This window comes from Collinsella aerofaciens (genome assembly GCF_028206995.1).
GTDB lineage: Bacteria > Actinomycetota > Coriobacteriia > Coriobacteriales > Coriobacteriaceae > Collinsella > Collinsella aerofaciens_AQ.
Genome location: NZ_JAQLFL010000007.1, coordinates 45,629 through 64,970, shown reverse-complemented (window position 1 = coordinate 64,970; position 19,342 = coordinate 45,629). Strand labels below are relative to the sequence as shown.

The 19,342-nt window shown below is 60.8% G+C and carries 14 protein-coding genes; 13 read left to right on the top strand and 1 reads right to left on the bottom strand.

The genetic code is table 11. The annotated features are described in order from the left end of the window. Nucleotides 1-300: 300 nt before the first annotated feature. From PMX60_RS06505 to rpsJ, 9 genes are all read left to right on the top strand, one after another. The gene (locus PMX60_RS06505; RefSeq protein WP_271747298.1) at nucleotides 301-1,209 is read left to right on the top strand and encodes a UTP--glucose-1-phosphate uridylyltransferase; all 909 of its coding nucleotides are present in this window, start codon (nucleotides 301-303) and stop codon (nucleotides 1,207-1,209) included. 287 nt (nucleotides 1,210-1,496) lie between these two features. Next, nucleotides 1,497-4,988 carry a DNA-directed RNA polymerase subunit beta gene (gene rpoB, locus PMX60_RS06500; protein WP_271747297.1) on the top strand — a complete coding sequence of 1,164 codons (3,492 nt, stop codon included), beginning with the start codon at nucleotides 1,497-1,499 and terminating at the stop codon, nucleotides 4,986-4,988. A gap of 6 nt (nucleotides 4,989-4,994) precedes the next feature. Then, nucleotides 4,995-9,470 (top strand): DNA-directed RNA polymerase subunit beta', encoded by a 4,476-nt coding sequence (locus PMX60_RS06495; RefSeq protein WP_022094180.1) that lies wholly within the window; start codon nucleotides 4,995-4,997, stop codon nucleotides 9,468-9,470. 201 nt (nucleotides 9,471-9,671) lie between these two features. Further along, nucleotides 9,672-10,190 carry an RNA polymerase sigma factor gene (locus PMX60_RS06490; RefSeq protein WP_271747296.1) on the top strand — a complete coding sequence of 173 codons (519 nt, stop codon included), beginning with the start codon at nucleotides 9,672-9,674 and terminating at the stop codon, nucleotides 10,188-10,190. Next, the gene (locus PMX60_RS06485; protein ID WP_271747295.1) at nucleotides 10,141-11,217 is read left to right on the top strand and encodes a DUF4179 domain-containing protein; all 1,077 of its coding nucleotides are present in this window, start codon (nucleotides 10,141-10,143) and stop codon (nucleotides 11,215-11,217) included. Before PMX60_RS06490 ends, PMX60_RS06485 begins: the two co-directional genes overlap by 50 nt. Nucleotides 11,218-11,741: 524 nt before the next feature. Beyond that, nucleotides 11,742-12,119 (top strand): 30S ribosomal protein S12, encoded by a 378-nt coding sequence (gene rpsL, locus PMX60_RS06480; protein WP_006235012.1) that lies wholly within the window; start codon nucleotides 11,742-11,744, stop codon nucleotides 12,117-12,119. 73 nt (nucleotides 12,120-12,192) lie between these two features. After that, the gene (gene rpsG / locus PMX60_RS06475; RefSeq protein ID WP_006235013.1) at nucleotides 12,193-12,666 is read left to right on the top strand and encodes a 30S ribosomal protein S7; all 474 of its coding nucleotides are present in this window, start codon (nucleotides 12,193-12,195) and stop codon (nucleotides 12,664-12,666) included. 19 nt (nucleotides 12,667-12,685) lie between these two features. Next, entirely contained in the window at nucleotides 12,686-14,785 is a 2,100-nt protein-coding gene (gene fusA, locus PMX60_RS06470; protein ID WP_117797416.1) for an elongation factor G, read from the top strand. 60 nt (nucleotides 14,786-14,845) lie between these two features. Further along, complete coding sequence (gene rpsJ, locus PMX60_RS06465) at nucleotides 14,846-15,154, top strand: 30S ribosomal protein S10 (protein WP_022094184.1); 309 nt, start codon at nucleotides 14,846-14,848, stop codon at nucleotides 15,152-15,154. A 115-nt stretch (nucleotides 15,155-15,269) separates the two neighbouring features. Here rpsJ and PMX60_RS06460 read toward each other — a convergent pair whose 3' ends face one another. After that, nucleotides 15,270-16,046, bottom strand: a complete 777-nt coding sequence (locus tag PMX60_RS06460; protein WP_271747292.1) for a biotin--[acetyl-CoA-carboxylase] ligase — start codon at nucleotides 16,044-16,046, stop codon at nucleotides 15,270-15,272. Nucleotides 16,047-16,222: 176 nt separating this feature from the next. Between PMX60_RS06460 and PMX60_RS06455 the strand changes: the two genes are divergently transcribed. From PMX60_RS06455 to PMX60_RS06440, 4 genes are read left to right on the top strand one after another with little or no spacing between them, the layout of a single operon-like run. Then, entirely contained in the window at nucleotides 16,223-17,182 is a 960-nt protein-coding gene (locus tag PMX60_RS06455; RefSeq protein ID WP_271747291.1) for a 3-oxoacyl-ACP synthase III family protein, read from the top strand. A 52-nt stretch (nucleotides 17,183-17,234) separates the two neighbouring features. Next, nucleotides 17,235-17,471: an acyl carrier protein gene (locus PMX60_RS06450; RefSeq protein WP_006235019.1), complete on the top strand. Its 237-nt coding sequence runs from the start codon at nucleotides 17,235-17,237 to the stop codon at nucleotides 17,469-17,471. A 2-nt stretch (nucleotides 17,472-17,473) separates the two neighbouring features. After that, on the top strand, nucleotides 17,474-18,418 hold the full coding sequence (gene fabK, locus PMX60_RS06445; RefSeq protein WP_271747290.1) for an enoyl-[acyl-carrier-protein] reductase FabK: 945 nt from the start codon (nucleotides 17,474-17,476) through the stop codon (nucleotides 18,416-18,418). Continuing rightward, on the top strand, nucleotides 18,406-19,332 hold the full coding sequence (locus PMX60_RS06440) for an ACP S-malonyltransferase (RefSeq protein ID WP_271747289.1): 927 nt from the start codon (nucleotides 18,406-18,408) through the stop codon (nucleotides 19,330-19,332). Before fabK ends, PMX60_RS06440 begins: the two co-directional genes overlap by 13 nt. Nucleotides 19,333-19,342 lie beyond the last annotated feature (10 nt).

Sequence of the window (19,342 nt, the reverse complement as noted above, 5' to 3'; positions counted from 1 at the left end):
CAGATTTCTTTGCAGACGGGGTTCGCATTGCGAGCCCCGTCTTTTTTGTTTTTCGGTCCCTCGGCATCGGTAGCTCAAACTGCCATGTTCTGTGATTTGCGTCGTATCGGGCGCCCTGCCGTTGGGCAATAAAATTGCACCATTCGAGCAATAATTTGCATTGACCTGCTGAAGAATTGTCTCTGCCTTGTGCGACATATAGTTCCAGCGGTAAGATGCTTGGGTATCGCAATTTGGTCTGCGGCCGCCGTGCCGCACGCATGGGGCGCTTTTGCGCCTGCGAAAGGATCTTTGAATAACATGAAGGCAATCATCCCCGCCGCCGGTCTTGGCACGCGTTTTTTACCTGGCACCAAGTGCACGCCCAAAGAGATGCTGCCGGTGCTCGACAAGCCCGTCATTCAGTATGTCGTCGAGGAGGCGCTCGACCCCGAGGAGGTCGACGATGCCATCATCGTTACTTCTCCCGGCAAGCCTGAGCTGCTGAACTACTTCCAGCCCGATCGCTCGCTCGAGAACCTGCTGCGCGAGCGCGGCAAGAACGCCTATGCCGATGCCGTCGCCCACGCTGGCGGTATGCCGGTCGACTTCCGTTATCAGTACGAGCCCAAGGGCCTCGGCCATGCTATTCGCTCTGCTGCTGACGCCGTGGCAGGGGAGAACTTCCTGGTTCTTCTGGGCGACTACGTTGTGCCTAATCGCGACATCTGCGGCAAGATGCTCGCCGTTTCCAAGGAGCACGGTGGAGCTTCGGTTATCGCCGTCGCTGCTTGCTCGCCCGAGGAAGTCAGCCGCTACGGCGTTATCGCCGGCGAGCGCGTCGGTTCGCTCGAGGGCGCCGAGGACGTTGCCGATGCAGAGCCGGGCGCTGTCTGGCGCATCGGCGGTCTGGTCGAGAAGCCCGCTCCTGAGGCGGCTCCGTCCAACCTGTACATCGTCGGTCGTTACCTGCTGAGCCCGCTGGTCATGGACCTGCTGGCAGATCAGCAGGCCGGCAAGGGCGGCGAGATCCAGCTCACTGACGCCATGGCCCGTTCGCTCGACCGTGAGGCCATGTATGCCGTCGTCATCGACCCGCTGTCGGGCTACGACACCGGCACTCCCTCTGGCTGGATGGCCACCAACGCCCTCATGGCTGCAAGCGATCCCTGCTTTGCCGATGCCTTCTGGGACGCCATCGACGAGCGCGGCGGATTGATGCGCAAGTAAGCCTTCGGGCATCGACATTTACGGGCGCGGACCTCGGTTCGCGCCCGTTTTTTATAAGAGCTGCGATTGTCGGCTCCCTGTTCACAGAAAATATATGAACAGATGTTCGATACACATACATCTACCTGCGTGTTTTCTGTCGAAAAACTTTGCTACTCCAAAAACTCAATCGCGTCAAGGCTTTTCTTGCCCAACGGTCGGTACCTGATAAACTATTAGGTTGCGATAACTGGCGAAGCTATGCCTCGCCAACCCACCGAGCATTTCCGTGAAGGAGGAAAAACCTGGTGACCTACGCATACACTGCCACTGAGCGCAAGCGCGTCAGCTTCGGGAAAATCCCGGAGGCCATGGAGCTCCCCAACCTTATCTCTGTTCAAAGGGAATCCTTTGAGCGTTTTAAGGACGAGGGCCTTCGTGAGGCGTTCAAGGAATCCAGCCCCATCCAGAGCCAGAACCATGTTCTCGAGGTTACCTTCGGCGAGCATCAGTTCGGCGACCCCGCGCACACCGTCGAGGAGTGCCGCGAGAAGGATATGACCTATCAGGCTCCGCTTCTGACCGACGTCCGTCTCACCAACAAGGAGACCGGCGAGATCAAGGAGCAGCTCGTCTTCATGGGCGACTTCCCCATGATGACCGATCAGGGCACCTTCATCATCAACGGTACCGAGCGTATCGTCGTCTCGCAGCTCGTCCGCTCCCCGGGCGTGTACTACAGCTCCGAGATGGATTCGGGCAAGCAGATCTACAGGGCCCAGATCATCCCGTCCCGCGGTGCCTGGCTTGAGTTTGAGGTCGACAAGCGCGACCAGCTCATGGTCTCCATCGACCGTAAGCGCAAGCAGAGCGCCACGATGTTCCTGCGCGCCCTTGGCATTGCCGTCACCAACGACGACATCATCGAGCTGCTCGGCAACTCCGATGTGATCAAGCGCACCCTGGAGCGTGACACCGCCCTCACTCGCGAGGACGCCCTCATCGAGATCTACCGTCGTCTGCGCCCGGGCGAGCCTCCCACCGTGGACGCTTCCCGCAGCCTGCTCGAGGGTCTGCTCTTTAACCCGCAGCGCTACGACTTGGCCCGCGTCGGTCGTTACAAGGTCAACAAGAAGCTCAACCTCACCACCGAGGAAGAGGTCACGGTGCTCACCGACGAGGATATCGTTGCGACGCTGCGCTACCTGCTGTCCCTCGCTGCCGGCGAGCAGGGCTTCAAGGTCGACGACATCGACCACTTCGGCAACCGCCGCATCCGCACCGTCGGCGAGCTCGTCGCCAACCAGTTCCGTATCGGCATGAGCCGTATGGAGCGCGTCGTCCGTGAGCGCATGAGCTCCCAGGACATCGACGAGATCACCCCGCAGTCGCTCATCAACATTCGCCCGATCGTGGCCTCCATCAAGGAGTTCTTCGGTTCCTCGCAGCTCTCGCAGTTCATGGACCAGGCGAACCCCCTGACCGGTCTGACCCACAAGCGCCGTCTGTCCGCACTCGGCCCTGGTGGTCTTGCCGGCCACAAGTCCGGCTCCAGCCGCCGCACCAACGTGCCGACGGCCGTCCGCGACGTTCACAACTCGCACTACAGCCGCATGTGCCCGATCGAGACCCCCGAAGGCCCCAACATCGGCCTGATCGGCTCGCTCGCCCTCTACGCCCGCGTCAACGAGTACGGCTTCATCGAGGCTCCGTTCCGCCGCGTCGAGAACGGCGTTGCCACCGACCAGATCGACTGGATGACCGCTGACGAGGAAGAGAAGCACGTCATCGCGCCGGCCAACACGCCGCTCGATCCCAAGACCAACGAGTTCATCACGACCGATGCCGAGGGCAAGCTTGTCCGTCCGCACACCGTGATCGCCCGTACCCGCGACTTCGACGGCTCCTTCGGCGCTCCCGCCGACGTGCCTGTCGAGGACGTCGACTACATGGACGTCTCGCCGCGTCAGATGCTCTCCGTCGCAGCCACGCTGATCCCGTTCCTCGAGCACGACGACGCCAAGCGTACGCTGATGGGCGCTAACATGCAGCGTCAGGCCGTGCCGCTGGTTCACCCCGCCGCTCCCTATGTCGGTACTGGCATGGAGCGTCGCGCCGCTCTGGACTCCGGCGAGGTCACCCTGGCCAAGAACGCCGGCGAGGTCATCTTTGCCGACGCCGCCAAGATCATCGTCAAGCATGCCGGCGGCATGGACGAGTATCACCTGGCCAAGTACCAGCGCTCCAACCAGTCCACCTGCATCAACCACCGTCCGCTCGTGCGCGTCGGTGACACCGTTGAGCAGGGCGAGCCCCTGGCTGACGGTCCTTCGACCGATCATGGCGAGCTCGCGCTGGGTCAGAACCTCACCGTGGCATACATGCCGTGGGAAGGCTTTAACTACGAGGACGGCATCGTCGTGTCCGAGCGCCTGGTGGCCGAGGACCTGCTGACGACCATCAACATCACCCGTCACGAGATCGACGCCCGCGACACCAAGCTCGGCCCCGAGGAGATCACCCGCGAGATCCCGAACCTCTCCGAGGATATGCTTGCCAACCTCGACGAGGACGGCATCATCCGCATCGGCGCCGAGGTCGGCCCTGGCGACATCCTGGTCGGTAAGGTCACGCCTAAGGGCGAGAGCGCTCTGACCGCCGAGGAGCGCCTGCTGCGCGCCATCTTCGGTGCCAAGGCCCACGATGTCCGCGACACCTCCCTTAAGATGCCTCACGGCGCTTACGGCCGCGTCATCGACGTCGTCCGCTTTAGCCGCGAGAACGGCGACGATCTGGCCCCCGGCGTCAACGAGCAGGTGCGCGTCTACGTCGCCCAGCGTCGTAAGATCCAACAGGGCGATAAGATCGCCGGCCGCCACGGCAACAAGGGTGTTATCTGTAACGTTCTGCCGGTCGAGGACATGCCCTACATGGCTGACGGTACCCCGATCGACGTTATCCTCAACCCGCTGGGCGTTCCTTCGCGTATGAACGTCGGCCAGCTGCTCGAGTGCCACCTTGGCTGGGCTGCTGCCTGCGGTTGGGATACCGAGCAGGCCGACTCCGACAAGTACGTCCCCGGTCCGTTCTTCACCGCCACGCCTGTCTTCGACGGCGCCAAGGAGGACGAGATCGCCGAGGTCATTCGTCGTGCCAACAAGAACATGCTCAACAAGGCCACCGCTGCCTTTGGCGATCACATGCGCCCCGAGTTCGTCACCCAGCTTGACGAGCGCGGCAAGACCCGTCTGTTCGACGGCCGCACCGGCGAGGAGTTCCGCGAGCCCATTACCGTTGGTACGTCCTACATCCTCAAGCTCGGCCACATGGTCGACGACAAGATCCACGCCCGTTCGACCGGCCCTTACAGCCTGGTTACCCAGCAGCCTCTGGGCGGCAAGGCCCAGTTCGGCGGCCAGCGCTTCGGCGAGATGGAAGTTTGGGCACTGTACGCATACGGTGCTTCCAACGTCCTGCAGGAGATCCTGACCGTCAAGTCCGACGATACCGTGGGCCGCGTCAAGACCTACGAGTCCATCGTCAAGGGCGAGAACGTCCCGGTTCCGGGTATCCCCGAGTCCTTCAAGGTTCTCGTCAAGGAGATCCGTTCCCTCGCGCTGGACATCGAGCCCATGCACGATGCCGACGAGGACGCCTCCGCCCCTGTGACCGCCGAGGAGACCTCTGCTCTCGACGACCTGGCTGCGCTCGCCGGCGTTGACGCCGACGTCGAGGCCCAGGATGCCGAGACCGCCGAGGCACCCGAGGCTGTCGCCGCCACGACCACTGATAAGGAGTAGTTGACTGTGGCAGATTTCGAAGCTACTGATTTTGACTCGGTAAAGATCTCCCTTGCCTCCGCCGACCAGATCCGTTCCTGGTCGCACGGTGAGGTCAAGAAGCCGGAGACCATCAATTACCGTACCCTCAAGCCCGAGAAGGACGGCCTGTTCTGCGAGAAGATCTTCGGTCCCGCCAAGGACTGGGAGTGCTCCTGCGGCAAGTACAAGGGCATCCGCTTTAAGGGCATCGTCTGCGAGCGCTGCGGCGTCGAGGTCACCTCGGCCAAGGTGCGTCGCGACCGCATGGGCCACATCGAGCTCGCTGCTCCCGTGTCCCACATCTGGTACTTCAAGAGCCCCACGAGCTTCCCGATGAGCCGTATGCTCGACATCAAGTCCAAGGACCTCGAGAAGGTTCTGTACTTTGCCAGCTACATCATCACCGAGGTTGACTACGAGGCTCGCGAGGCCGACGCCGACGACCTGCGCGAGGAACTCGCCGCCGATCTGGAAGAGATCGATGCCGAGTGCGCTCGCCAGATCGAGTCCCTCAAGGAGCAGGGCGACCCCGAGAACTTTGACGAGTTCTCCGACGAGGAGCCGCTGACCCCCGAGGAGATCGCCTCTGGCATCGTTGACATCGAGGAAGAGTGCAAGGACGAGAAGCAGCTCCGCACGGACGCCTTCAACGCCTTCATGAAGCTCACCGAGCGCGACCTCATCTCCGATGAGCCGCTGTTCCGCGAGATGACCCGCTACTACTCCATGTACTTCAAGGGTGGTATGGGTGCCGAGGCTGTCCGCGACCTGCTCGCTGCCATCGACCTTCCTTCCGAGGCCGAGAAGCTCAAGGCTATCATCGCCGACGAGGATTCCCAGAAGCAGAAGCGCGAGAAGGCCGTCAAGCGCCTTGAGGTCGTTGACGCCTTCCTGAAGGGCGGCAACAGCCCCGCGAACATGATCCTGGACGTCATCCCGGTCATTCCGCCCGATCTGCGCCCGATGGTCCAGCTCGACGGCGGCCGCTTCGCCGCGTCCGACCTCAACGACCTGTATCGTCGCGTGATCAACCGTAACAACCGACTCAAGCGCCTGCTCGACCTGGACGCCCCCGCGATCATCGTGAACAACGAGAAGCGCATGCTCCAGGAGTCCGTGGACGCCCTGTTTGACAACGGCCGTCGTGGTCGCCCGGTCTCTGGCCGTGGCGGTCGCCCGCTCAAGTCGCTCGCCGAGGCCCTCAAGGGCAAGCAGGGTCGTTTCCGTCAGAACCTGCTGGGTAAGCGTGTCGACTACTCCGGCCGTTCGGTTATCGTTACCGACCCCAAGCTGCTGCTGCACCAGTGCGGTCTGCCCAAGACCATGGCGCTGGAGCTCTTCAAGCCCTTCGTCATGAAGCGCCTGGTCGAGCTTGGCAAGGTCGAGAACATCAAGGGTGCCAAGCGCGCTATCGACCGCGGTGCCACCTTTGTGTGGGACATCCTCGAAGAGGTCATCGACGGCCGCGTCGTGCTGCTCAACCGTGCACCGACCCTGCACCGTCTGTCCATCCAGGCCTTTGAGCCGGTGCTGGTCGAGGGCAAGGCTATCCACCTGCACCCGCTGGTCTGCTCGCCCTTCAACGCCGACTTCGACGGCGACCAGATGTCTGTCCACGTGCCGCTGTCTAGCCAGGCTCAGGCCGAGGCCCGCGTGCTCATGCTCTCTGCGAACAACCTGCGCTCGCCGGCATCCGGCAAGCCGGTCAACATCCCCTCGCAGGACATGATCATCGGTGTGTACTACCTGACCCAGGTCCGCGACGGTCTGCCGGGCGAGAACCACGTGTTCGCCAGCTTCGACGACGCGCTGCACGCCTATGACTGCCGCTCCGAGGTCGACATGCAGGCCAAGATTCAGGTCCGCGTGTCCGCTGCCGACGCCAACGTCATCAACGAGGACGGTACCCGTATCTTCCGTGTCAAGAACGGCAAGAACGAGTTTGTCGACTACGACGTCACCGGCAACAAGACCGCGCGCTTCGAGACCTCCATCGGCCGCATCATCTTCAACCGCCAGTGCCTGCCCGAAGACTACGAGTTCATGAACTACAAGATGGTCAAGGGCGATGTGGCCAAGCTGGTTGCGGACTGCTGTGATCGTTACCCCGAGGCCAAGGTCGGCCCGATCCTCGACGCCATCAAGTACTCCGGCTTCCACTACGCTACCCGCGCCGGCCTCACCATCTCGGTGTGGGACGCTCTCATCCCTGCCGAGAAGCAGGAGCTGCTCGACCGCGCCCAGGCCAACGTCGACCAGATCAACGAGTACTTCGAGGAGGGCTTCATCAACGAGACGGAGCGCCACATCGAAGTCGTTAACGAGTGGACCGCTTGTACCGACAAGGTCGCAGCGCTCATGCTCGACATGTTCGACGAGGAGAACCCGCTGTACATGATGGCCGACTCCGGCGCCCGTGGTTCTAAGACCCAGCTGCGTCAGCTCGGCGGCATGCGTGGTCTGATGGCAGACATGTCCGGCGAGACGATCGACCTTCCCATTAAGGCGAACTTCCGCGAGGGCCTACTGCCGCTCGAGTACTTCATTTCGACCTACGGCGCCCGTAAGGGCCTGGTCGATACCGCATCCCACACCTCGGACTCTGGTTACCTGACCCGCCGTCTGGTCGACGTGGCCCAGGACGTCATCGTCCGCGAGGAGGACTGCGGTACGCACGAGGGCGTCACCTACAACCTCATCATCCCCGGCACCACCGACCTCAACACCGACCTCGTCGGCCGTTGCTTCATTGAGGACGTCGTGGCTCCCGATGGCACCGTGCTCTTTGAGCAGGACGGCTACATCGAGAAGGTCGCCGACATCCAGAAGATGGTCGATGCGGGCCTCAAGAAGGTCAAGCTTCGCGCGCTGCTCACCTGCCGCTCCAAGTACGGCGTGTGCCAGAAGTGCTACGGCTGGGATCTTTCCACCCGTCGTCCGGTCGCTATCGGTACCGCGGTCGGCATTATTGCCGCCCAGTCCATCGGCGAGCCCGGTACGCAGCTTACGATGCGTACCATTCACTCCGGCGGCGTCGCTGGCGTCGACGATATTACGCAGGGTCTGCCTACGGTCAGCCGTATGTTCGATATCGTCGGCAACGTCAACGAGAAGATCCTGGGTCGCGAGGCCGAGCTGGCTCCGTACTCCGGCCACCTCTCGATTAAGCCCGAGAAGTCCGAGTACGTGCTGACGCTCACCGACTCCGAGGATCACACCCGTGTCCTCGACGAGCGTCGCGTCCCCGCTTCGGTGCGCTTTATGCCCGAGATCGAGGACGGCTGCGAGGTTCGCGCCGGCGACCAGATCACCAAGGGCTTCGTCAACTTCCGCAACCTGCGCAAGCTGACCGACATCGAGTCGACGATGCACACCTTCGTCGAGAGCGTCAAGGACGTCTACACCAGCCAGGGCGTCGACCTGAACGACAAGCACATCGAGGTGCTCGCACGTCAGATGCTGCGTCGCGTTCAGATCACCAACCCCGGTGACTCCAAGTACCTGCTTGGTCAGTACGTCGACCGCTACGAGTTCGCCGACGAGGTCGAGCGCGTTGCCCGTCTGGGCGGTCAGGCTCCTGTGGCCGAGCCCGTCATCCTGGGTACGCTCAAGGTCGCGTCCAACATCGACTCCTGGCTGTCGAGCGCTTCGTTCATCCGTACCGCCGGCGTCCTTACCGAGGCTGCCATCGAGGGCAAGGTCGACCACCTGCTCGACCTTAAGTCCAACGTCATCGTCGGTAAGAAGATCCCGGCCGGTACCGGCCTCAAGCCGTACGCCAACGCCAAGCTGACGTATCGCACGGCCGACGGCTACGTGGACATCGACGGTCCGGCTTCGCCCAACGCCAAGTCGCTGCCCGAGTGGGCTCCTGTGGAGCTCAAGGACCTGGACGAGCAGCTTCCGCAGCAGCTCGACTGGGCCGGCTACGACGAGTTCGGTGGTGCTGACGGTTCGTTTACCCGCAACGGCCACACCATCTCCGCCGAGAAGGCTCGTCTGTACCTGTTCGACGACCTGGGCGTGTCGCAGCGCTGGACCAACAAGTTCAGCGAGGTTGGCATCGAGACGGTCGGCGACCTGGTCGGCAAGTCCGAGGAGGATCTGCTGCGCATCGATGGCATCGGTGCCAAGGCGATTGAGGAGCTCCGTGACGGCCTCGAGGCCCACGATTTGCTCTACATCCTCGAGAACAACGACGACGTTGCCGACGAGGAAGACCTCTCGCAGCTGCTGCAGATGGTCTTTAGCCCCGACGGTCCGGACGATATCCTGCTGGGTACCTCAGCTCCGACGCATCACGCTGACGCCGACGAGGAGCTCCTGGGCGCCCCGATCGACGACAAGAAGGCTCCCGCCAACGGTGCCATCAACGAGGACATGGCTTCCCTCGACGAGCTGCTCAACCAGCTCGTGGACACCGACGATGCCGAAGAGGCCAAGGACAACGACGAGGAGTAATTTCCTAGTACGTTAACCGTCCTTCCAAAGACCCGCTTCCCAACAGGGGAGCGGGTCTTTTTTGTTGATGAAAACCTACCAAAAAGGGACAGGTTTATTTTGGTAGGTTTTTCCTGCTTGAATTTGAAACATTCCGTTCGGTCAAAGCGTATCTATGGTGAGGGCCTCATCAAGAATCATTAACGTCACCGGGAGGTGATTATGGAAGAACAGGCATTTAGACAGGCGGTCGAAGATCACCGGGATATCGTGTTTCGGATCGCATTGACGTACCTGCGCGATTGTGCCGACGCCGACGATGTTGCCCAGGATGTCTTTCTTAAGCTGCTTAAAAGCGATGGACATTTTGAGAGTTGGGAGCATCTTCGCCGCTGGCTTATCCGGGTCACGATCAATGAATGTAAATCGCTCTTTCGAAAGCCATGGAGGCGCGTGGAGGATATTGAGAACTTGGCCGATTCGCTTTCGGCGGCGCAGGATGAGACCAAGGCGGTCCTGTCAGACGTTATGCGACTTCCGGAGCGATTCCGCGTTCCCATCGTGCTCTATTACTATCTGGGCTTTTCGACCTCAGAGATTGCCGAGTTGTTGCATGTACCAGCCGCGACCGTTCGAACGCGTTTGGCTCGCGGCAGGTCGAAGCTCAAGTTCATCCTAGAGGAGGGCGACCGTGAAATCCAACCAAATCAAGCAGGCCTTCGAGTCCATCCAAGCCGATAGCGATCTTGCAGATCGCGTCCTAAATACCGCTGCGGGTGAGCCGCTTCATCGAAAGGGCCACGCGAAGCCTCTCTATGTTGCCGTAATCGGATGTCTTGCCGGAGTACTGGCGACCGGAGGGGTCGCCTACGCCGTTGTCAATTCTGGCTATTTTGCCTCAGCCTGGGGAAACCACGGCAATGGGGATTCCATTACCTGGACCAACGGTGGCTCATCGGGGACTAAATACACCTACACCAGAGAGTTTGGTGATGGCATCGCGCCCCAAAGCCTGGAGGGTGCAGTCCAGAAGGTTAATCTGTCCGTCGAGGGTAACGGTTATACGCTCGATATCCATGAGATGGCTATCGATCAAAACGGCTGCGGCGCCGTGACGTTTACGTTGTCCAATCCAAATGGAGTTAACTGCTACAAGCCGGCAGCAGAGATCGGCGAACTTGTTCTTTATGGTGAAGAAGAACAGGGCATCGGCACGCCCGACATGAAGTTCGGCGAGGAATGGGCTGACACACGCTGCACCATTGATAAGGACACATCAAGCGATACTGTCATTAATGGCACGATGTACTTTGCTTCTATGGATCGCGAGCGAGGTTTTCAACATGCGGTCACCTGGAATATCTCGTGGACCGAGGGCGAAGGCGAGGATGCGAAGCCGTTCGAGGCATCGACGCCCGAGTTTAGCGTTGGAGCGTACGTCGATACAAAGGAACTCCGCTCCGATGACTCGCCTCTCGAGATCAGCCCGTTTTCCATCCAGACGCACATCGATGATTTAGGCTATGAAGCAGTTGATAATAAGCTGACCGTCAGCTACAAGGATGGATCGGAGCAGATTATCGAAGATGACGACGCAGGGGTGTTCAACTTATATTTTTCTTATGCGCGCAATAGCGGAGAGAACATCTGGGTGCCAACGAAGTTGATTGATGTCGACCAAGTGGTCTCAGTAACGCTTGAGGGCACGAGGTGCACGTCAACAGGAGAGACCGAAACGGAAGAGCCCTTTACTATCGTCTATTCGTAAGGTCTGAGGCCGCTTCCTACTAGGGGAAGCGGCCTCTTTTGCGTTAAATGGAAACGCCGCCGATTTCCATGCGACAGATGAGAGCAGATTACCGCTGGAGCGCAGCGTTTCCCCAGATAAAACCGACCAAAATAAACCTGTCCCTTTTTGGCGGGTAACGTTGCCCCGACGAGCACGTCGGATTCCCGGGCCGGGCGGCACAGGGGTTAAGTTTGTCGCGAGTTCCGCACGAGCCGGAGGCCACTTAATGTGGCCTCCGTGCGAGCCAGGACTGTAGAGCAGCAAACTTAACCCCTGTGCCGCCCGGACCGGGAATCCGCCCACGCGCACAGAAGGGGATCCCTTTTGTGTAGGGTTTGCGGAAATGTGCCCATTTTGGGATACGCCCGGCGGCGTGGTCTGTTGACGGCACAGCTAACGCCACGTATTCTATCGAACTGCGTGTTTCGTAGGGGGATGCTGACCCCTCGATTCAAGCCGTTGCACTTTACAGAAAGCTGGAATCATTCGAGAAGGAGTACGCTTTGCCTACTATTAACCAGCTGGTTCGCCAGGGCCGTCGTTCCGTGCCCAAGAAGTCCAAGAACGCTGCTCTGCAGCACAACTCCCAGAAGCGCGGCGTGTGCACCCGCGTCTTCACCACGAGCCCCAAGAAGCCGAACTCGGCTCTTCGTAAGGTTGCCCGTGTTCGCCTTGTCAACGGCATCGAAGTTACTGCTTACATCCCGGGTGAGGGCCACAACCTGCAGGAGCACTCCATCGTGCTCGTCCGTGGCGGTCGTGTCCGTGACCTCCCTGGTGTCCGTTATCACGTCATCCGTGGCGCCTACGACGCTGCTCCGGTCCAGAACCGTATGCAGGCCCGTTCCAAGTACGGTGCTAAGCGCCCCAAGGCTAAATAAGCCAGATAACGTTTTGATACTTTCGCCGTGTGCCGCCTAAGCGCCGCACGGTAGACACTTAAGGAGATTTCACATGCCGCGTCGTGCAGCAGCTAATCGTCGTGAGGTTCAGCCTGACGCCGTTTACAACAACCGCCTGGTGACTCAGCTCATCAACAAGGTCCTTCTTGACGGCAAGAAGGCCACCGCTGAGCGCATCGTTTACACCGCTTTCGAGATCGTTGCCGAGAAGTCCGAGGGTGGCGACGCTCTCGCTACCTTCAAGAAGGCTATGGACAACGTCAAGCCCACGCTCGAGGTTAAGCCCAAGCGTGTCGGTGGCGCTACCTATCAGGTCCCGATGGAGGTCAACTCCCGTCGTTCCACCGCTCTGGGTATCCGCTGGATCGTCAACTTCTCCCGCGCTCGCAAGGAGAAGACCATGGCCGAGCGTCTCGCCAACGAGATCCTCGACGCTTCCAACGGCCTGGGCGCTTCCGTCAAGAAGCGTGAGGACGTCTTCAAGATGGCCGAGGCCAACCGCGCGTTCTCTCACTATCGTTGGTAAGTTAAGGTAAGGAACTAACATGGCTAAGCCTAAGTACAAGCTTTCCGATACCCGTAACATCGGCATCATGGCTCACATCGATGCCGGTAAGACCACCACGACCGAGCGTATTCTTTACTACACCGGTAAGACCCACAAGATCGGTGAGGTCCATGAGGGCGCTGCCACCATGGACTGGATGGTTCAGGAGCAGGAGCGCGGCGTAACCATTACCTCCGCTGCTACCACGTGCTTCTGGAACAAGGACGGTAAGGACTACCGCATCCAGATCATCGACACCCCGGGCCACGTTGACTTTACCGCCGAGGTCGAGCGCTGCCTGCGCGTCCTCGATGGCGCTGTCGCCGTCTTCGACGCCGTTGCCGGCGTTCAGCCCCAGTCTGAGACCGTTTGGCGTCAGGCTTCTACCTTCAACGTTCCCCGCATCGCCTTCATCAACAAGTATGACCGCGTGGGCGCTGACTTCTTCAACGCTATCGAGACCATGAAGGATCGTCTCGACGCTAACGCCGTGGCCGCTCAGGTCCCGATGGGCGCCGAGGACAACTTCTGGGGCGTCATCGACCTCGTTACCATGACTGCATGGGACTTCAAGGCCGACGAGAAGGGCATGACCTACCCCGAGCCGATGGACGAGATCCCGGCTGAGTTTGCCGACATCGCTGCCACCAAGCGCGAGGAGCTCCTCGACGCTGCTGCCAGCTTTGACGACGAGCTCATGGAGAAGATCCTCATGGAGGAGGACTTCACCGTCGAGGAGCTCAAGGCTGCTCTGCGCAAGGGCGTTCTGGCCAACGAGCTCAACCTCGTCTTCGTGGGCTCCGCCTACAAGAACAAGGGCGTTCAGGAGCTGCTCGACGCTGTCGTCGACTATCTGCCCAGCCCGCTCGACGTTGAGGCCGTCACCGGTACCGATCCGGACACCGGTGAGGAGATCGAGCGTCATCCTTCCTTCGACGAGCCCTTCTCCGGCCTGGTCTTCAAGATCATGACCGACCCGTTCGTCGGTAAGCTCACCTATGTCCGCGTTTACTCCGGTCGTGCCGAGTCCGGCTCCTACGTGGTCAACGCTTCCAACGGTCAGCGCGAGCGCCTCGGCCGCATCCTCGAGATGAACGCCGCCGAGCGTATCGACCGTGACGACGCCGCTGCCGGCGACATCGTCGCTTGCGTTGGCTTCAAGAACTCCACCACCGGCGACACCCTGTGCGCCGAGGGCAAGGAGATCGTCCTCGAGAAGATCGAGTTCGCTAAGCCCGTTATCGACGTTGCCATCGAGCCCAAGACCAAGGCCGAGCAGGACAAGATGTCCCTGGCTCTGACCAAGCTCGCCGAGGAGGACCCGACCTTCCAGGTGTCCACCAACCACGAGACCGGTCAGACCATCATCGCCGGCATGGGCGAGCTGCACCTCGAGATCATCGTCGACCGTCTGCTCCGTGAGTTCAAGGTTGACGCTAACGTTGGTAAGCCCCAGGTTGCCTACCGCGAGACCGCTGGTCACGACGTCGAGAAGGCTGAGGGCAAGTTCGTCCGTCAGTCCGGCGGTCGCGGTCAGTACGGCCACGCCGTCATCAAGCTCGAGAAGATGGAGGAGGGCTTCGGCTACGAGTTCGTCAACGCTATCGTCGGCGGCGTCGTGCCCAAGGAGTACATCCCGTCCATCGACAAGGGCATCCAGGAGGCCCTGAACACCGGTGTTATCGCCGGCTTCCCGGTCCTCGACGTTAAGGTCACCCTGTTCGACGGTTCTTACCACGAGGTCGACTCCTCCGAGGCCGCCTTCAAGATCGCCGGTTCCATGGCTATCAAGGACGCCCTCAAGAAGTCCGATCCGCAGCTGCTCGAGCCGATCATGGCTGTTGAGGTCGAGACCCCCGAGCAGTACATGGGCGACGTTATGGGCAACCTCTCCGGTCGCCGCGGCAAGATCGAGGGTATGGAGGATCGCAAGAACAGCAAGCTCATCCGTGCCAAGGTGCCGCTGGGCGAGATGTTCGGTTACGCTACCGACCTTCGCTCCCAGACCCAGGGCCGTGCATCCTACACGATGCAGTTCGACTCTTATGAGCCCGCGCCCAAGTCCATCGTGGACGAGGTCATGAGCAAGAACGCCTAAGTTCGAGCTCCCTGTTACGTAATCCGCGAGAACATCTCTCGCACTCTTTGGAGGTTTAAGTTGGCTACCCAGAAGATCCGCATTCGCCTCAAGGGCTATGATCACGAGGTCGTCGATCAGTCCGCGAAGCTCATCGTCGAGACCGCTCAGAAGACCGGCGCTCGCGTTTCCGGTCCTGTCCCCCTGCCCACCGAGCGCAACCTGTACACGGTTATCCGCTCGCCGCACGTGAACAAGGACTCCCGTGAGCAGTTCGAGATGCGCACCCACAAGCGCCTCATCGACATCCTCGACCCCACCTCGGGCACTGTTGATTCGCTTATGCGTCTCGACCTTCCCGCTGGCGTCGACATCGACATCAAGCTCTAAGCGATATCCTCATAGCTTAAAGGGCCCCGCTGCCGTTACGGTAGCGGGGCCCTTTTGTTTTGAGTTTAGATTTTGGGATAGCGAATTCGTCTGCCGAGCCGACGGCTGCGGCGCCCTATTCGCTCAGGGGGCGCAAGGATGCTTCTTCGAAGTGGAAGACGCACAAGCCGCTCTCGGTCTCAATGCTTGCGCGGCCGCAATCGTCGACCGTTCTAAATATGCCTCGTGCCAGCTCGTCTCCAGCGGGGGAGCGGGCGATAACGTGCTTCCCGATCCAATTGAGGTGAGCGATATATTCGTCGTGGACGGGCGCGAGCGGACCGGCGTCTTCTTCCTTGGCGTTGAGGCGCTCTGCCCAGGTATCTACAGCGTCTATAACTGCGTGATAGACCTCATCGAGGAGCATGTCGACGGCGGGAACGCTCTCGTTGAGGTCCGAGAGGCCAATTGCCGCCAGGCCGCCATCGGGCACCTCTTGGGGCGTGTAGTTTACGTTGACACCAATGCCGCAGACGGCGAAAGGTTTGCCTTCGTTATCGCGTGCGGCCTCGACCAGAATGCCGCCGAGCTTGCGTCCTCGCGCGACCAGGTCGTTGGGCCACTTGAGGGCTATTTCGCTTGCAAGGCCTTGCTTTTCGAGTGCTTCGAGCACCGCTAGGCCGCTGACGGCGGCAAGACCAGAGTACTTTGCGGGATTAACGCATGGACGCAGGACAATCGAAAGCAATAGGTTGCCGGCGGTTGAATCCCACTTGTGGCCGCGCCGGCCGCGTCCTGCCGTTTGCGCGCGGGCGGCAAGTCCTGTGCCGTGCGGCGCACCCTGTTTTCCTGCCTCGAGCAGGTCATCGTTGGTCGATCCGGTTACATCGACAATCGTTAATTGGGCATCCATAGCGGCTGCTACCTCCTTATTGAATAAGTGAATGGCGCAATGGTGTCGAGAGATAGACACAATGTGAAGCCTTTGTCGCATTTGGACAATTTAATGTTAACACGTCAACAAAGACTGAAATGCGTTATCCTCTCTTGGTCGATGTAAACACGTCAACAACTCAAAGGAGGTTAGTGATGGGTTTCACGATTCTTGGAACAGGTTCGGCACTTCCTGAGCGCAGTGTTTCCAATGACGAGCTGTCTGAGTTCCTCGATACCTCGGATGAGTGGATTTTTACTCGCACAGGTATCAAGAGCCGCCACGTCTGCACCACCGAGTCACTTGACGACCTTGCCGTAGCAGCGAGCGAGCGGGCACTCCAGGTGTCCGGGATCGACGCGAGCCAGCTGGATCTGATCGTCTGCTCGACGACGACGGGTGACCACCTTGTTCCCGCCGAGGCGTGTGCCGTTGCTGAGCGACTAGGCGCGACGTGCCCTGCCTTCGATGTCTCGGCGGCTTGTGCCGGCTTCGTATTTGCGCTCGATGTCGCCGAGGGCTATATCGCCCGCAGCCGTGCCGAGCGCGTGCTTGTTGTTGCTGCCGAGCAGATGACGCGCGCGCTCGAGTGGACCGACCGTGCCACCTGCGTGCTATTTGGCGATGGGGCAGGCGCCGCAGTGATTGAAGCTGGGGGAGACAACCCCCTTGCCGTTGAGCTTTCGACGGCGCCCGACGTCGAGACGTTGCGCGTTCCCGGTCTGGTCGGTACGTCGCCGTTTAAGGCCTCCGCAGATAGCGCGAGTGTGCTGTCCATGAATGGCCGCCGCGTGTTCAAGTTCGGCGTCAACGCCATCTGCGACACGGTCCATAAGCTTGCGATCGATGCGGGCATTTCGGTCGAAGACATCGATCATTTTGTATTCCATCAGGCTAACGAACGAATCCTGAGCCAGGCGGTCAAGCGCCTGGGCGTGCCGGACGAGCGCGTGGTTCGCACGTTGCGCGAGACCGGCAACATTTCGAGCGCATGCATTCCGCTTGCCCTCGACCGGCTGGCAAACGCCGGTGCACTTCACACAGGCGACACCATCGCCTTGGTTGGATTTGGCGCCGGTCTGGATATAGGTGGCTATCTGCTTCGTTGGAAGTAGTCGCACATAGGAAATGAAAACGCCCCTAGGGCACAAACAAAGGAGAACTACCATGGCAGATCAGAAGACCTTCGAGCGCGTTTGCGACGTTATCCGCGAGACCGCTGGCCTTGACGACGTCGAGATGAAGCCCGAGTCCACGCTCGAGGAGATTGGCCTCGACAGCCTGGGTACCGTCGAGATTCTCGTCGCCGTTGAGGACGAGTTTGGCATCCAGCTTGATACCGAAGAGAACCCCAAGACGGTCGGCGAGTTCGCCGATACGGTCGAGGCGGCATTGGAGAAGTAGAGATGCTCAAGACTCCTCTCTGCGATCTGCTCGGCATCGAAAAGCCCGTGTTCCAGGGCGGCATGGCCTGGATTGCCGACGCCTCACTGGCATCGGCCGTATCCGAGGCGGGCGGCCTAGGCATCATCGCGGCAATGAATGCCGACGCCGACTGGCTTCGCGACCAGATTCATGAGCTGCGCACCAAGACGGATAAGCCCTTTGGCGTTAACGTCATGCTCATGAGCCCGTTTGCCGACGAGGTTGCACAGGTTGTGATCGATGAGCAGGTGCCCGTTGTGGTGACTGGTGCCGGTAATCCCACCAAGTACATGAAAGCTTGGAACGATGCGGGCATCAAGGTCATCCCCGTTGTGGCTTCGGTGGCGCTCGCCCGTCTCGTGGCGCGTCGTGGAGCCACAGCGGTTGTTGCCGAGGGCACCGAATCGGGCGGCCATATTGGCGAGACCTCGACGATGGCACTGGTGCCGCAGGTCGTCGATGCGGTCGACATTCCCGTAGTGGCTGCCGGCGGTATTGCCGACGGCCGTGGCGTGGCGGCCGCCTTTATGCTGGGCGCTGCCGGCGTCCAGGTGGGTACGCGCTTTCTCGTTGCAAATGAGTGCACCGTCTCGGAGCAGTACAAGGAAATGGTCCTGAAGGCCAACGACACTTCGACGCGTGCGACCGGCCGCTCGACGGGACATCCGGTGCGCGCCCTCAAGAGCCCCTTCACCAACGCCTACGCCAAGAGCGAGGCGGCGGGCGTAAGTGTCGAGGAGCTCGGGGCCATGGGCACGGGCGCCCTTCGCAAGGCCGCCAAGGACGGCAATTACGAAGAGGGTTCGTTTTTGTGTGGACAGATTGCCGGCATGGTTAGCGAGCGCCAGAGCGCACGCGAAATCGTTGACGATCTGGTCGATGGCGCCGAGCGCGTCCTGAAGGGTGCGTCCGCATGGGTAGCGTAGCGTTTCTGTTTGCCGGCCAGGGTGCCCAACACCCCGCGATGGGCGTCGACCTGATCGAGACATCGCCGGCGGCCGCCGAGGTGTTCACCATTGCCGACGAGGTGCGCCCGGGGACCAGCGAGCAGTGCCGGAGTGCCTCCAAGGAGGAGCTCTCGCAGACCGAGAACACGCAGCCGTGCGTGTTCGTTCACGACCTGGCAGCGGCTGCCGCCCTGCGTGAGCGCGGCGTGGTACCTGCCGCCTGTGCGGGTTTTTCGCTGGGCGAGGTCGCCGCGCTCACCTTTGCGGGGGCATTCGATACGCGAGCGGGCTTTGAGCTCGTGTGCGAGCGCGCGGTGCTGATGGCCGTGGCTGCCGAGCGCCATCCGGGCGGCATGCGCGCCGTCATCAAGCTCGATGCGGAGCAAGTCGAGGGCCTGGCAAAACAGGCCGGCGAGGACTGCTGGCCGGTCAACTACAACAGCCCGCAGCAGACGGTCGTTGCCGGAGCGCCCGAAGCGCTGCAGGAGCTCGACGTCCTAGTAAAAGAGGCCGGTGGCCGCGCTATGAAAGTCGCGGTGTCGGGTGCATTTCATAGCCCCTATATGGCCGAGGCGACTGAGGGGCTGGCGACGTATATCCAAGCCGGCCACGCGCCGTCTCCGCTGCTGATTCCGGTCATGGCAAACATGACGGCGGCGCCCTATCCGGCGGACCCGCGAGCGGCATCGGATGTCTTGGCCAACCAGGTGAGTCATGCCGTTCGCTGGGTCGACACGCTGCATACTCTGCAGGATCAGGGCATCGACACGTTTATTGAGGTCGGCCCTGGCAAAACCCTGTCGGGCCTGGTCAAGCGTACGCTGAGCGATGTTCGCGTGTATTCGTGCGAAACGGCCGAGCAGGTCGCAGCTATTGCCGACGAGCTTGCATAGTCCACAGGGC